The sequence below is a fragment of the Acinetobacter sp. 802_lipA genome, from assembly GCF_058242885.1.
In genome coordinates this window covers 263,393-276,276 of record NZ_JBZAYP010000001.1, presented here as the reverse complement: position 1 = coordinate 276,276, position 12,884 = coordinate 263,393, and the positions used below count along the sequence as shown (strand labels likewise).

Annotated in this window: 16 protein-coding genes; 9 read left to right on the top strand and 7 right to left on the bottom strand. The window is 38.4% G+C overall.

Annotation, left to right across the window (positions count from 1 at the left end; all coding sequences use genetic code 11):
* Positions 1 to 65: 65 nt before the first annotated feature.
* Positions 66 to 911, bottom strand: coding sequence for a hypothetical protein (locus tag AC4CU3_RS01390; protein WP_010326923.1), 846 nt, complete (start codon positions 909 to 911; stop codon positions 66 to 68).
* A complete protein-coding gene (locus tag AC4CU3_RS01385; RefSeq protein WP_078424950.1) occupies positions 901 to 1,239 on the bottom strand; it encodes a hypothetical protein in 339 nt (112 codons plus the stop codon). Before AC4CU3_RS01385 ends, AC4CU3_RS01390 begins: the two co-directional genes overlap by 11 nt.
* A 1,081-nt stretch (positions 1,240 to 2,320) precedes the next feature.
* On the opposite strand from AC4CU3_RS01385, the gene AC4CU3_RS01380 reads away from it, so the two are divergent.
* The 9 genes from AC4CU3_RS01380 (at position 2,321) to AC4CU3_RS01340 (ending at position 8,127) form a co-directional block, all read left to right on the top strand.
* Positions 2,321 to 2,944: a hypothetical protein gene (locus AC4CU3_RS01380; RefSeq protein WP_490737939.1), complete on the top strand. Its 624-nt coding sequence runs from the start codon at positions 2,321 to 2,323 to the stop codon at positions 2,942 to 2,944.
* Positions 2,945 to 2,970: 26 nt separating this feature from the next.
* On the top strand, positions 2,971 to 4,326 hold the full coding sequence (locus AC4CU3_RS01375) for a CAP domain-containing protein (RefSeq protein ID WP_490737938.1): 1,356 nt from the start codon (positions 2,971 to 2,973) through the stop codon (positions 4,324 to 4,326).
* The gene (locus tag AC4CU3_RS01370) at positions 4,316 to 5,095 is read left to right on the top strand and encodes a hypothetical protein (RefSeq protein WP_490737937.1); all 780 of its coding nucleotides are present in this window, start codon (positions 4,316 to 4,318) and stop codon (positions 5,093 to 5,095) included. Before AC4CU3_RS01375 ends, AC4CU3_RS01370 begins: the two co-directional genes overlap by 11 nt.
* 33 nt (positions 5,096 to 5,128) lie before the next feature.
* Positions 5,129 to 5,512: a hypothetical protein gene (locus tag AC4CU3_RS01365; RefSeq protein ID WP_078390424.1), complete on the top strand. Its 384-nt coding sequence runs from the start codon at positions 5,129 to 5,131 to the stop codon at positions 5,510 to 5,512.
* Positions 5,513 to 5,607: 95 nt separating this feature from the next.
* Entirely contained in the window at positions 5,608 to 5,853 is a 246-nt protein-coding gene (locus tag AC4CU3_RS01360) for a type II toxin-antitoxin system HicB family antitoxin (protein ID WP_078424952.1), read from the top strand.
* A 32-nt stretch (positions 5,854 to 5,885) separates the two neighbouring features.
* A complete protein-coding gene (locus AC4CU3_RS01355; protein WP_078424953.1) occupies positions 5,886 to 6,167 on the top strand; it encodes a hypothetical protein in 282 nt (93 codons plus the stop codon).
* Positions 6,168 to 6,193: 26 nt separating this feature from the next.
* Positions 6,194 to 6,769, top strand: a complete 576-nt coding sequence (locus AC4CU3_RS01350) for a DUF6088 family protein (protein WP_078424954.1) — start codon at positions 6,194 to 6,196, stop codon at positions 6,767 to 6,769.
* Between the two features lie 178 nt (positions 6,770 to 6,947).
* Entirely contained in the window at positions 6,948 to 7,262 is a 315-nt protein-coding gene (locus AC4CU3_RS01345) for a type II toxin-antitoxin system Phd/YefM family antitoxin (RefSeq protein ID WP_078424955.1), read from the top strand.
* Between the two features lie 559 nt (positions 7,263 to 7,821).
* Positions 7,822 to 8,127 carry a hypothetical protein gene (locus tag AC4CU3_RS01340; protein ID WP_279683722.1) on the top strand — a complete coding sequence of 102 codons (306 nt, stop codon included), beginning with the start codon at positions 7,822 to 7,824 and terminating at the stop codon, positions 8,125 to 8,127.
* 313 nt (positions 8,128 to 8,440) lie between these two features.
* Here the strand turns inward: AC4CU3_RS01340 and AC4CU3_RS01335 are convergent, their stop codons facing one another.
* The 5 genes from AC4CU3_RS01335 to AC4CU3_RS01315 all read right to left on the bottom strand — a co-directional run bounded on the left by AC4CU3_RS01335 (position 8,441) and on the right by AC4CU3_RS01315 (position 12,875).
* Complete coding sequence (locus tag AC4CU3_RS01335; RefSeq protein ID WP_078424957.1) at positions 8,441 to 9,358, bottom strand: DUF4435 domain-containing protein; 918 nt, start codon at positions 9,356 to 9,358, stop codon at positions 8,441 to 8,443.
* 12 nt (positions 9,359 to 9,370) lie between these two features.
* Positions 9,371 to 10,708: an AAA family ATPase gene (locus AC4CU3_RS01330; protein ID WP_078424958.1), complete on the bottom strand. Its 1,338-nt coding sequence runs from the start codon at positions 10,706 to 10,708 to the stop codon at positions 9,371 to 9,373.
* Positions 10,709 to 11,081: 373 nt separating this feature from the next.
* Positions 11,082 to 11,300, bottom strand: a complete 219-nt coding sequence (locus tag AC4CU3_RS01325) for a DUF6500 family protein (RefSeq protein ID WP_490737936.1) — start codon at positions 11,298 to 11,300, stop codon at positions 11,082 to 11,084.
* 56 nt (positions 11,301 to 11,356) lie between these two features.
* A complete protein-coding gene (locus AC4CU3_RS01320; RefSeq protein WP_010326906.1) occupies positions 11,357 to 11,575 on the bottom strand; it encodes a hypothetical protein in 219 nt (72 codons plus the stop codon).
* Positions 11,576 to 11,579: 4 nt separating this feature from the next.
* Positions 11,580 to 12,875 (bottom strand): Y-family DNA polymerase, encoded by a 1,296-nt coding sequence (locus AC4CU3_RS01315; RefSeq protein WP_010326905.1) that lies wholly within the window; start codon positions 12,873 to 12,875, stop codon positions 11,580 to 11,582.
* Positions 12,876 to 12,884 lie beyond the last annotated feature (9 nt).

The window sequence follows — 12,884 nt, the reverse complement described above, 5'->3', positions numbered from 1 at the left end:
ATTTTGATTCTCAGTGTAAGGATAGTTTCTAATAAGCAAGTTCAATCTGGATAAGATGAACTTGCTTACTTGATTAAATAGCTGTCGATTTGCAATTGCTCAAGTGCATGCCATTGATAACGATCCTGACCTGAAAAATGCTGTTTGATATAGGCAATATGTCGAATCACGTGTTTCTGCTGTTTGAGTAAATGCTGAATGCGCTGATCTGCATAATGAATATCAACGCGCTGCTGCAACAGCGCTTGATAAAAATGACGATAATCAGGGTTCATATTTTTCAAAATTTCATGTGATGCAATTGGAGAGCGTGGCTGACTCAATCCTTGTGCCGTCGTATTTCCAGAAATGACAATTTTCGGTTGTACGGAACTTTTCGCTGGTCTTAAGGACTGTGTGGGTGTATCTGTCTGAGTTTTGAGAGTGTGAAACGCGTGTTGAATTGACTGCGTTAGCGTATCAGCTTGGGTGTCTTTAAGTGGATTTGTACTTCTTTCAGGCTTTGTACCAGTTGTATTTGTCATTTGCACCGACGATTGCGGTTGAGCTTGAGTTTCAGTATTCGGCTGGATCAGTTGCTTTAACTTTCGATAGTTAATTGAATAAAAGTTGGTTTGAAGCCATTTATTTTTTGAGAGCTTTTTAATCACTAAAATCTCCGCTTGTTTTAATTTAGCGACGATCCGTTTGATTGTGGAGACACTATAAATCCCCAGAGTTTGTTGCCACTGTTCATAGCTATGAAACCAATACTTTTTTCCTTTGTGGACTTGAGCATCACTGTGTTCTAAACAGTAGTGCAGCTTTTGTAAAAAAGTCGCGGCTGCGACGCCATACGCTTTTGCAAGCGTAGGCGAAGCAATTAAAGGGTAGTCAGAGGGAGCCAGCAGAATATGCTGATTATGCTTCATAACGTGCTCCCAAAAGACGCTCAGCACGTTCAATCAGGTTTTGACGTTGATGGGTGCGGAATGCCCAGAGCGATGGGGTATGATTATTTTGATTGAGTTTTGCGACTTCAGCGATTTGTTCATCATTCATCTGGCGTATACATTGACGAATAATTTGGTGCGCATGTTCAAGCTCGGTCAACAAGGAGTCTGCAGTATCGAGTGCTTGATAAAGATGGGTTAGACTTTGACGCTGGGGATTTGAAATGCTTTTGCCAAGTTCAACAATCAGTTGAGAGGCTTGTTTTTTAGATGTGCAAGTGTATGCACCATGAAAAGTAGCGTTCATAGCAGTAGTCCTAGATAAGTTTTAAATACTTACCAGCATTACTTCTCACGGTAATGGTGGCAGCGAGACAGGGGTGAGAATACTGAATCTAGGATCAGCCAACCTTACGGTTGCCCTATCAAGCTGCCATAACGACTGCTAAAACAGTAGACAAAAAAATAGCCGCGAGTGCGACATTAATTTGCACCTAGATTGTATCAGGTTCTCACGCCTGAACACAGATTTTGCTGTGTCCTATAAGCTTATCTGCGTATCCATTGCACTGTCAACGCTGTATTTGCATATTTTTACAAAACGCTACATTTAATTAATTCATTGATTAAGCTTTAGTTATTGGGGAAGTCTGACGGCTGGGTTTACCTATGATGAACAGGAGTATGTCGTTGGATACGGCAGGGCTTTTCTTCAGATCCACTTAAAAAAGTGAATGTTTGGTGAAGATCTATTCAATCATTTTATTCATTTATTTTATTACAGAAGAGCAGTTCATTTTAAACCGATCCATAGCATCAAAATCAGCCCATTGATGGTTTTAATTTGAGCTTATGGGTGAAATCAATAACTTAACTGAATTTATTCAAGGCGATCATGTGAATTTTATCGTATCGCGAAATTGACTAAAGCGCTGGATAAATCTAATATGAGCTCGCTGGCCTACATTGCCAGTCGGTTTTAGCAGACCGTTGATCCAGCACAGAAAATAGCCTGTCTATTTTTTGTGGACCTTCTCGTCCCCCTTTTTTTCTATGGTAGGGCAGGAGGGGGACGTCTTTGACGTGCTGGTTCCTTGGATCCCAGTCTGCTAACCCTCTTTTGCTCTGCCACCATTATTTAGCAGTAATCGGCAGAGCTTCTTAAGATTCAAGGAGCTTCTCATGCTGTATCCATCTATTCTTTATTGTGCCTCCGCACCTGTTCAACCTTGTTGTGTCATTCAACAGGGCATACAGCACTGATTTTAATTTTTAAGCTGTATTAAAAAAACATTTTTACACGAACAATCTCTAAGGTGGATGGCTCAATCACGCCTATAAAAAATACTTATTTTTATATCCCCTTGTGATTGTCAATTGCATTGAACATGCGGGGAACAATGATGTCTGAATTCACTCAACCAAAAATCATTCCAATCGAAAATCGCCCACCAAAATCCAAAGTCTTTATAAAGTGCATTGTGGCGCCGATCGTCATCTTTTTAATTATGGCCAAAGTCTTTTCCTTTGGCTGGTTTGGTTCTCTATTTTTTGGCATTTGGCTGTTATGGTTTGTGATCACCTATTACTTCTATGAATATGGCAATACCTATTTTGCAGGCATGACGGAGCAACTGACCCGTCAAGGTGAACAGTTTAATTATCACAATCGTGGGGTCTGGATTAACAGTCAGCATAAAACCATCATCCTGTTTGATGAACCCGAACAGCGTTTAGTGAAATACCCCTTTGACTATATTACGTCGGTCGGTCACTTCAAATTAGTTGAAGACAAAGTCTCTTATACCAGCACAGTCACCAGCAATCCGATGACGGGAACGCATATCCACCATCACGAACATCGCAGCCCAGTCAAAAGAGAATACCAAGTCAATATTGGAACACGAGATCAATTCAAACCGCATTACTGCCTCAAAGTGTTGTTTCCTTGGCGTAGCCCAAAAATGGCCAGTGAAATTCGTCAACTGCTGTCGGCTGATCATTACCAATAAAAACCAAGAATAAGAGGGCGAATAAAATGATGAAACATTCAAAAACGGGGATAGCATCGATTAGAACCAGCACCTTGATGCTGGTCATCAGTATGGCGATGGCCGGATGTGGCGGTGGTGGTTCAGGCGGAAGCACTGGTTCCAATAGTGGTGGAACGGATGGAGCAAACGATGGCGGTACTTCACCTCAGCCTGTCACGTGTTCTGAAACGCAATATCTCCAAGAAGGGATCTGTAAAAACAAGACAGCACAACGCTTTGAACCCTTACAGCTCCAGCGCTTTCTCAAAGGTCAGGCCTATCAGTTGAACCTAAAGACGGATCAAGATCTGGCCCTCAGTTTTAGCAGTGAAAGTCCGAGTATTTGTGACTTCGAACAAGGCGAGTTAAAAGCCTTAGATTTAGGCAAATGTAGTTTAAAACTGACACAGGCGGGAACCTCACAGCTTCTGCCTGTGAATAGCACGATGGTGGTGGATGTCATTGAGAATGATGCAGAGCAGCACAAAGATCTGAATGCCTGTCAGGCAGGGAGACCCAGTGAGGCGGAGCGGCAGCTGTTTATCAATACCCTGAATGAGATCCGTGCCTTACACCATCTGCCGAAAGTTCGCTATGACCAAGCCTATGAAGATCAGATGATGCAAGCCTCCATGCTGTTGGCAGTGAATGAAAAGACTTCACATTATCCAGATGGAACATGGCACTGTTTTAGTGATATTGGCTATCAGGGTACTTCGACATCGAACTTGAACTTTATTCAAGCCTATCAGCCTTTAGCCAGCTACGGTGCAGATACCCATTTGATCAATTGGTTGATTGAAAAAAACTCGAGCAGCATTGGTCATCGACGTCATATCTTGAGTCCCTTCCTGAATAAAACCGCCTATGGCGAAGTCTCCAATACCGAGGCTAAAAGCGTATCGACCATCTTAGGCGCTGCCATGAAAGTGGTCTATCCCTATGCATCACAAACCTTAAGCACCACGATGCCGAAAGGGGTGATTGCCTATCCGTATCATGCCTATCCAAAGAAATTCTTTTCAAAAACTGAACCTTTATCCCTGTCGATATTAGTCAATCCACAAAATGCCTATGCCAACAATACGGTGGATTTTTCTCAGGCAAAACTGACAGTGACGAGACGGGATAATCAGCACATCCAAACGATCAGCAACATCCAGTATGACAATATCAGCTATGGTTTAGTCGCCAATAATCTGCAATTCCATTTTAGCGCAATGGAATACAACGTGATCTATGACGTTAATGTGCAGAATGTATGGGTGGATGGAAAAGCTGAGGACTATACCTACTGGTTTAAAGTTGATGATCAGTCTAGTGAACAACACTTATCAGGAGAATCATCCAATGAGATTTAAGCTGAGGCCATTTTTACTTGCCAGTGCTTCACTACTGGTATTACAGACAGCGGTAGCTCAACCCGTTTCTAACGCCAATGCATTGACTTTGCAGCCAGTGACTTTAGCGCAGGGCTTAAACTGTTTGGATTGGGCCAAGCAAGAACAGTCGTTTAGCAATCAACTGGCTACGGGAGATTGGACGTATACCGCAGCCTCTAATCTAACGACTCTGCAACAACAATTTCAGCAGCACTACACCCAGCAAAAATCAAGCGTTGTGGATGATCCAGACGATGAAAACTACTGTGAGGATTGTCCTGAAATAGAAGTCTATTTGCCCAAAGATAAACGCAATCCGATTCAACGGATTGAGGCTTTGATGCAGGTCAGTGTGGCTGGGGCAAGTACTTCGATTTATCGCAATGATGACATGGCTCAGACCAAGCAGAAGCTAGAGGAAGGGTTAAAGATTCAGTTCAGTCACTATAGTGGACAGCAATTTAAACGTTTTAAGCAGCAGTGGGATCAAGCCTCAGCACATGACAATGAGAAACGAACCAAGACCCATCAGGTCTTTCAGCAGTATCCACATTTAAAAGTGTTTAACGGGGAGGTCTTTCAAAACGGAAAACGTTACAGCCCTAAACAGATTTACATCTATACCCAGCACTATAAACGGGATGCTTCTGATCTGAGCAGCATGATTGCCTATATCAGTCTGTATGACCATCCCGTGAATCCATCACAGCACATATTACAGTGTGGCTTTATTGACAATGTGTTTTAAACCACTTCAACTGAATAAAGAAAGAGTAACGTCATGAAAAAAATATTTTTAGCGGGCTTATGTCTCAGCCTTTCAAGCTTGGCCTGTGCGGGCGCCAAAGAAAGCCTGATCGGAAAACGTCTGGTGATGGACATCCCGGATGTCCAATGTGCGGGCTTGTCCTTCTCCAAAAATGGCAAAGATGCGGCGATGTATGCAGAACTGGGACAGTGTCAGGATCCCTTACATCTTAGGGTCAGATGGTTGGATGACAAGACCTTTATCTTAATTGAAAAAGTACGTCTCAATGAGACCTCTCCACCCCGTAGCTTTTTATACAAAGTCAAAAGCATCAATCAGGATTATGTCCAGCTGACTGAGATCTGGACAGGGTGGGGAGACTCAAAAGACGATACGCTGGGTTATTATTTTAGATAACAAGATCGGAATAGTGATCAAGACAGGCCCTTGCTGAGGTAGGGGCTTTAAAACAAGAAATGAATAGTTCGATCAGTATTTAAAGGAATTCAATCATGGTGTGTAGTCCAATGTTTTATCCAGCAAAATTCGAACAAGAAGGGCAAGCTTATAACGTCTCTTTTCGAGATATTCCTGAGGCAATGACTTGTGGTGACAATTTCGAGGATGCGCTACAGATGGCCAAAGATGCGCTGTTTACCAGTGTGGACTTCTATCGTGAAGAGGGTCGGATTTTACCTCCACCCAGTGAATGCCAAGAGGGTGAGATCCTGATTGCTTTGGATCTGGCACTGAAATAAAGCGCATAGGGCTCAAAAGTGAGGAGAGCGAGATGGAAAGCAAAGAACAGGAAGCTTTAGAAGAATACAACCACTTAGAGCAAACGAAAGATATTTTATGTGACGTTTGTCAGGAGTTCACTCAACTGAACTATGCAGTCCTATCCGCCAATTGGGGCAGTGGGTCGAAGCATGATGGAGAACAGTATCAACTGCATTTATGTGAGGCATGTTTCTTCGCGACTCTCGCAACGTTAAAAAGAGAGCATCGAGTGAAGCAGATGTTTAATGAGGATTTTAATGAAGCTGCATTAGAAAAATTTGGTTTGAAATAAAGATGACTTGATGACGGATTGTGCCTATGGATGACAATATTAAAAGACTTTTAGTAGAAGCTGAATTGAAAAACTTAGCAGCGGGCTCAGTGTTTTCTGTTCAAGAGTTTAGTGTTGCTCTTTCTAAGAAGCAGCTTCTAAGCTTTTTATCTCCCTATTTAGATCAAGAGGAAGTCAGCCAGGTTATACCCAATATTTACTATAAAGTTAAATTCTCAAGTCTTTTTAATCCGCCGAGAGCCTTACCTCCTGATCTCTCCAAAGTGTTAGCCGCGATCACTCGATTAACCGGTGAGACGTTTCAATATGATGGTGGCTATTGTGCCAATCGTTTAGGGTTAAGTACTCAAGTGCCTCTATATCATGTCTTACATACCAATGGCCGTTCAAGGCGATTCAAACTGGCGGGTGTAGATGTGGTACTGAATCACACGGATGATCAGCGGCTCCTCCAATATCCTTTGCAAAAGGTCGGTATGGTGATCTCTGCTCTGTATTATTTAGGACCAAATGTTGTGGATGATAAGATCATAAAAGCGATCAAAGATCAGTTATCACCTGAGGAGTATGCAAAGTTACTTTCAGCAGATTTGCTGAAATAGCCCATTCCTGTGTAAGCCTACGAACTATTCCTATTTGCACCCTACCTATCATTCCTGTTCCAAGTAGGCGATCAAGAATTAAATTACATAGTTAATATTGATATTACATGCTTGAAATATGGTCAAATTATAGGGCAAATATGATGCAATTCTTACCATATAGTATGAGGTCTTAGATATGAAGGGATTAACTTTGATTAATGGTGCGACTGTTTCTGCGACTGATGTTTGCAAATCTTGGAGTAAAATTGTTCAAGCTGCCAAAGATAGCCATGAACCTGTTTTTGTTTGCAGGAACAATACGCCCGAAGCTGTTGTTCTAAGCTTTGAAGAATTTCAAAACATCCAGGAAATCGTTGAAGCTGCTCGACCTGAACAGCTAGGACAACAGATGGTTTGTGATCTGTTGGATATTGCTCAGTTAACTGGTCAGCCGATCAGACCTATGCTTTTGAACAAAAAAGGTGTGTTTGAAGAAGCAGAAGGGCAATAAGCATAGCTGTTGGTGATAATTATGGGATTTTCGTAAGATTTGATTCAGATACCCTTGAACGGAAAGGGTGTTATACAGTTGGAATTGGTAAAACTAATTTAACTGTTATATTTTTAGATTCGATTATAAGCCAGTACAAAGCAATAAAAAATGAGTTATCACCTGAAGATTATGCAAAGTTACTTTCAGCCTATTTGTCGCAATGGATCAAAAGGTTGATGAGTGATTATGAAAATTGGACTGCCACCACTTTCCTAGACAAATATGGTCTATTCTTGGACTGTCACCTGTATTAGGCTCTACATCTCCTGCTTCAGGATTTAATGCTAAGAATGTTTTGAATTCCTCATATTTTTCCTGAGTCTAATAAACAAGACAGTATTTAGTAAATAATGAGTCTCACATATTGTATACATTGATTTTAGTTATACTACCTTGCAGTAGTTTATTTCATACTACTTGGTGATATTTTTATATACTAATTTTTAATTCACAGGTTTAAAGACGATGTACTATTTCGCAGAGGATCCCTTCTAGGTAATGTTACCTAGGAGGAACAATGAAAAAACTAAAACATCAATACAAGCAATCAATACAAAGTACTCGACACGATTATCTTTGGAAGGTTTACCCTAATGTCAGAAGTGCTATATTTAAGAAATTTAGTTTTCAGCAAGAGCGTAGCTTTTATTTTTTGCATCGTATTGAATACAAAAGTTATTCGCTTAAAATTCGAGTAGCACGTGGTGCAGGCTTACCTCAAGTTTGGGATGATTTTCCGACTTGCGTTTATAAAGTTGCTAAAAGTTGGAAACATAATTCTAAGAGAGCACATCAGTACTATAAAGAACATGAACAAAAATAAAAAATGGGAGCTATCAGCTCCCATTTTTTGTTGTTTCTGCATAGCCTGCAGAATCAATAGCCCCATTATGTTAAATAGGGCTAAAATTCCCTCTTTGAGAAATCTGATTGAGCTGATCCTAGACAGTCTTAACCAAATATCGGTAACTGTCAGATTAGGTCGGAACTAATACACATGATCAAAGTTTTAATACTGTGCCTCCTGCTTTCAGCCTGCACAGGCCATTCGATTTCGACAAAAGTGCATGTCACTGTATGTGTACAATGTGTGAATTGAAAAGCCCTCAGGTGAGGGCTTTCTTACAATTTAATCTTCAAGCAGCGAAAAGATTCTCATGAATCCTTTGAATCAAAAAACTAAAGTCTCCATGTTCTGACATAGCAACAAGAGTTGTCCGTATAGTATCTTTATTAACAGCTAGATCACTCTTAATCTTGTATAAACATTCAGTATTATTTTGGATGATACACATACTACAGGGACTTCGCTCAGAATCACAATTACAGTTTTTCAATTCTGTATTAATATAAAGAGCTAGAATTTCGCAAAAAAATGATAAAAACCATTTACCTTTACATATTTTTTTCAGGGCTTCAATTGAATGATTTAAATTCAATGATGATTCAAATTCTCCTAAAGGTATATTGATCTCATTCAATAATTCCAGTTTCCTTTTGTTCTTTAATTCTTGATACGAGTCAGAGTAAGAATATATATTGGGATAATTTCTTTGAGTAGAGTTTTTCAAAGCATCTAAAGATATTTTGTATAAATCAAAAGATTTTTCTTGGAAAAAAATAAAAAATTTTTCAACTATTAATCGGTCAATTAATGCTTCAGGCGACCGAATAAAGTTAGAAATAATTTTTAATACAATTTGGTTGGATACTAAATGAGTTTCCATGGAGTAATAGGGTGTATAAATGAGATTTTGTAATGATCTAATTTCATTTCTAAAGTCTTTTACATCTTTATCCATAACACCCAAAACATACTTAGTTGCCAGACCTTCCGTAAATGTTGCATTTAAAATATCTATAGCTCTTTCAACACCCTTACAACCAGGCTCTATACCATCTAATTGTTTTGAAGCATAAATTTCAATATCTAAAGAATTTAAATTTTTAATTTTATCGTATATTGGAATGTCATCGACACCCTCAACTATTAGGTACGGGGTTCCAGACATTTTCGCTATAGTGATCAAATCATTAACTTGAATAAGAGACATAATATTTAACTTCTAAACTTTACCAATTTTGAATTCACGTAAGACCTTAGGATCTTGTCTTGTAATAAATGGTGAATGTGATGCAACTATGATTTGAGTTTTAGGTAGTAGTTTTGAGAATAAACCTATTAGTTCTCTTTGCCATTTTATATTCAAAGATATTTCTGGTTCGTCAATAATCAATAAATCTCTCTGTCGGCCTTTAAATAGAACTAAACAGAGTAAAGTTAATATATGTCGTTCACCACTAGATAAGTCATTTATTTGATGATATTTTCCGTTGATATCTACACTGGCTTCTTCATGAGTAACTTTTAATTTTTTTCCATTAATTAAAAAATTATTAAATGTATCAATTAGTGTGTTCATTGAGCTTAAATGGAATTTTTCAAAATCAAGTTCTTTAATCATATTCAAAAAAAGTTTTTGCAGTAATTCGTTTTTTGAGACTCTAAGTTGATATTCTTTTTGATCAATATTATTAATAATTTCTAATATATTTTTTTTAAAACCATTGTTCTCTCCATCCATTAGAGCTTCTACTAATCTTTCCTTGTTATTGACTAATTTAGTTATTAACTGTGGGTCATAAAAACTAATAGATTTATCTGGATTTTCATTTTCATTTTCAATTTCATTTATTGTAATTGCTTCAGAAAGTGTTTCAAATAAAGCACTTTGAATTCTTTGAGATGCAAAATATCTGGCTACCCTATAGTTTTCAACTAGCATTTCTTCAATATTTTCAATTTTAATATTCTGAATAAATATATGGGAAGAAGCAAAATCTAAGTCTGTAGATCTCTTTCGATTTGATCTATGATATGTTTTAATTCGCATATCAAGAAATTGACTTATATCTTGGAGTTCTGAAATGTTTAATTTATTAGAGACAGCATTTCTAGCAAAATAGTTTCTTAATGAATCAAATATAAACTGTTCTGGAATGTTTAGTGGAGATGTTGTCACTCCACGTTCTACACCTAGAGATAGGGAGCTAATTTGATCTAAAATATTACTATTCTCAGACCATGTGAAATTATTATCATCTGGGTTTTTTTCTACCCAAATATTTATTTCTTGTTTTATTGTTGGTTCATTATTAAATGATAGAAAATCCCTTCTTTCTTCAAACGTAAAAGTTGTGTCTATTCTAGAAATTTTTAAGTTATTTAGTTCTGCCTCATTTTGGCTAAGAAAAGCGTGAATAGCCTTCAAAAAGCTAGTTTTACCACTACCATTTTGACCATATAAAACAGTGACATTTCCATCAGCAAAATTTACCCCTATATTTTGATATATATCTTTAAAGTTAGTAATATCAAATTTTTTAATTTCAAATTTTTTCATATGTGAATTTCTAAAAATTAATTAACTGAATTATAACAAAAAAATATTTGATTTGTCGAAATATTCTTAGGAATTCAATCGAAAATCTTTTGAAGATTTTTTTCTTTCTAGAGTTAAATTTTGCTAGTACATTACAAATGTGATTGTATTTGAAGTACCTAAATTTTTGATCTAATGTTAGTGGTATTGTTTTAACTAAATATACCCATATATGCGTAAGATGTTTTATCAAACTGATAAATTTAATATTCTTCACTTATAAAATAGCACTACGCGCAGTCAACATGCCTTCCCAACTAAAGTAATCCCGCGTCAAACTTCCCCTAATTCAGCGACCAGCCAATTTTTGGCTGGTGCAATGTAATATCTATGATTAATGCTCACTTAAAATAAGCTGCCTAACTTTAACTGCTTTCTCGAAGTGATCTAATTTGTGTTTCATAATCCACCAGTGAGCAGCCTCCATTAATAGTTCTGGATTATCATTTTTATTCTTGAAGAAAGCATAAAAGGATAGACCGACATTTTCTCCTTTTTTCTCAATTTTCTCGTTGCACCCACGAATAAAAATTTCTTTTAATTCATCTCTCATTTTTGACCTACTTCAATTGTTCAATTTCTCTAAAACCCGTATTCCTGCCGATTGTTTTAGTTTACTGTTCCCAACACTGGAATCATTCTAGGTCCAGCCTGTCTAGCCTTACCAATAATCTCAACCAGCTCATCATAAGTCAGCTCAAACTTATCCTCACTGTCAAAGACATAGACCATATTCTTGTCTTTGAATTCTTCAGGAGTAGGCGGCACGAACCGCTTAGGAATTAAAATCTGTGCCAATTGTTCATTTGAAAGTTTAAATAAATGCATAGTCTTATCTCACTCTAAAGAGTTCATTCCATTCGGTTAAATAGTTTGGGGATTTGCGTTCTTGATTCATTTGCCAGTGTTCTTCTTTTCGCCCACACAAGCCCAACGACAGCGTGTTCTTGCCATACTTGTGGGTGATGTGATCTAAGGTGTCGGAGAGCTTGGCTCGCTTAATCTGTAGAGAATAATCGGTAAATAGGTCAGGGGAGAATTTGGTTTTAGGTATGATCTCCATCAGGATGATGCCTGCCTTTTTATACTTAAATCCGGGTTTGAATATTTCATCAATGGCCTGCATTGCTATGCGGGTAATCTCTAATACATCATCGCTGTGTTCATGTAGCTGCATAATCACGTAAGGTGTGTATTTTGCACATTTATCAAAGCGACCAGTTTGAATAAACACCCCAATCATTTTGCATAGGGACATATCATCCCGAAGCCTTGAGACAGCTCTTTGCACATATAAACGCACTGAGGATTTGATATTTTCAATGTCGTAAATCGGTTGGCCATAAGATTGGCTACTGATGATTTGCTTTTTAGCAGGCGCATCACTCTCTAGATCGATGCATGAGATCCCATTCAACTCGCGTACAGTCTTTTCCATAACAATACTGAACTGCTTTTTAATCTCTGCTGGATGCGCTTGAACTAAATCCAAAACGGTACGGATATTCATTGTATTGAGCTTTTTACTGTTCTGGCGACCAACTCCCCAAACCTCGCCAACATCGATCTGTGCAAGCATGGCTTCAGTTGAGCAGGGATCCATATCGACCAGATTGCACACTCCATTAAAGAACTTATTCTTCTTGGCTAGATGATTGGCAATTTTGGCTTCAGTCTTTGAACGTCCAATGCCCACACAGCAGGGTAAAGTGAGCCACTGCCAAGCAGTCTTGCGAATGTCTTGGGCATAGTCGGTTAAATCAAATAAGTGCTCATAGCTGGTGAGATCCAAGAAGCATTCATCAACTGAATAAATCTCTTGCTCTCCTGGTGCAACATACATCCCCAGTAAAGTCATAAAACGACGAGACATGGCCCCATATAGGGCAAAGTTGCTGGAGAACACCTGAACATCATGCTTCTTGATGATGTCTTGAATCTGGAATACCGGCACACCCATTTTAATACCAATGTCTTTGGCTTCTTGGGAGCGCGCCACGGCACAACCATCATTACTCGAGAGAACAATGACCGGACGATTATTAAGGGACGGATTAAAAATACGCTCACAACTGACGTAGCAGTTATTCACGTCCACTAACGCGAATATACGATTTTCAGCTTTCATTTTTTATAC

Excerpts from the sequence above, each read along its gene's own strand:
- AC4CU3_RS01335 (WP_078424957.1), bottom strand. The coding sequence starts at position 9,358 with ATGTCTCTTATTCAAGTTAATGATTTGATCACTATAGCGAAAATGTCT.
- AC4CU3_RS01315 (WP_010326905.1), bottom strand. The coding sequence starts at position 12,875 with ATGAAAGCTGAAAATCGTATATTCGCGTTAGTGGACGTGAATAACTGC.
- AC4CU3_RS01375 (WP_490737938.1), top strand. The coding sequence starts at position 2,971 with ATGATGAAACATTCAAAAACGGGGATAGCATCGATTAGAACCAGCACC.
- AC4CU3_RS01390 (WP_010326923.1), bottom strand. The coding sequence starts at position 911 with ATGAAGCATAATCAGCATATTCTGCTGGCTCCCTCTGACTACCCTTTA.
- AC4CU3_RS01370 (WP_490737937.1), top strand. The coding sequence starts at position 4,316 with ATGAGATTTAAGCTGAGGCCATTTTTACTTGCCAGTGCTTCACTACTG.
- AC4CU3_RS01385 (WP_078424950.1), bottom strand. The coding sequence starts at position 1,239 with ATGAACGCTACTTTTCATGGTGCATACACTTGCACATCTAAAAAACAA.
- AC4CU3_RS01355 (WP_078424953.1), top strand. The coding sequence starts at position 5,886 with ATGGAAAGCAAAGAACAGGAAGCTTTAGAAGAATACAACCACTTAGAG.
- AC4CU3_RS01380 (WP_490737939.1), top strand. The coding sequence starts at position 2,321 with ATGCGGGGAACAATGATGTCTGAATTCACTCAACCAAAAATCATTCCA.
- AC4CU3_RS01345 (WP_078424955.1), top strand. The coding sequence starts at position 6,948 with ATGAAGGGATTAACTTTGATTAATGGTGCGACTGTTTCTGCGACTGAT.
- AC4CU3_RS01340 (WP_279683722.1), top strand. The coding sequence starts at position 7,822 with ATGAAAAAACTAAAACATCAATACAAGCAATCAATACAAAGTACTCGA.
- AC4CU3_RS01350 (WP_078424954.1), top strand. The coding sequence starts at position 6,194 with ATGGATGACAATATTAAAAGACTTTTAGTAGAAGCTGAATTGAAAAAC.
- AC4CU3_RS01360 (WP_078424952.1), top strand. The coding sequence starts at position 5,608 with ATGGTGTGTAGTCCAATGTTTTATCCAGCAAAATTCGAACAAGAAGGG.
- AC4CU3_RS01365 (WP_078390424.1), top strand. The coding sequence starts at position 5,129 with ATGAAAAAAATATTTTTAGCGGGCTTATGTCTCAGCCTTTCAAGCTTG.
- AC4CU3_RS01325 (WP_490737936.1), bottom strand. The coding sequence starts at position 11,300 with ATGAGAGATGAATTAAAAGAAATTTTTATTCGTGGGTGCAACGAGAAA.
- AC4CU3_RS01330 (WP_078424958.1), bottom strand. The coding sequence starts at position 10,708 with ATGAAAAAATTTGAAATTAAAAAATTTGATATTACTAACTTTAAAGAT.
- AC4CU3_RS01320 (WP_010326906.1), bottom strand. The coding sequence starts at position 11,575 with ATGCATTTATTTAAACTTTCAAATGAACAATTGGCACAGATTTTAATT.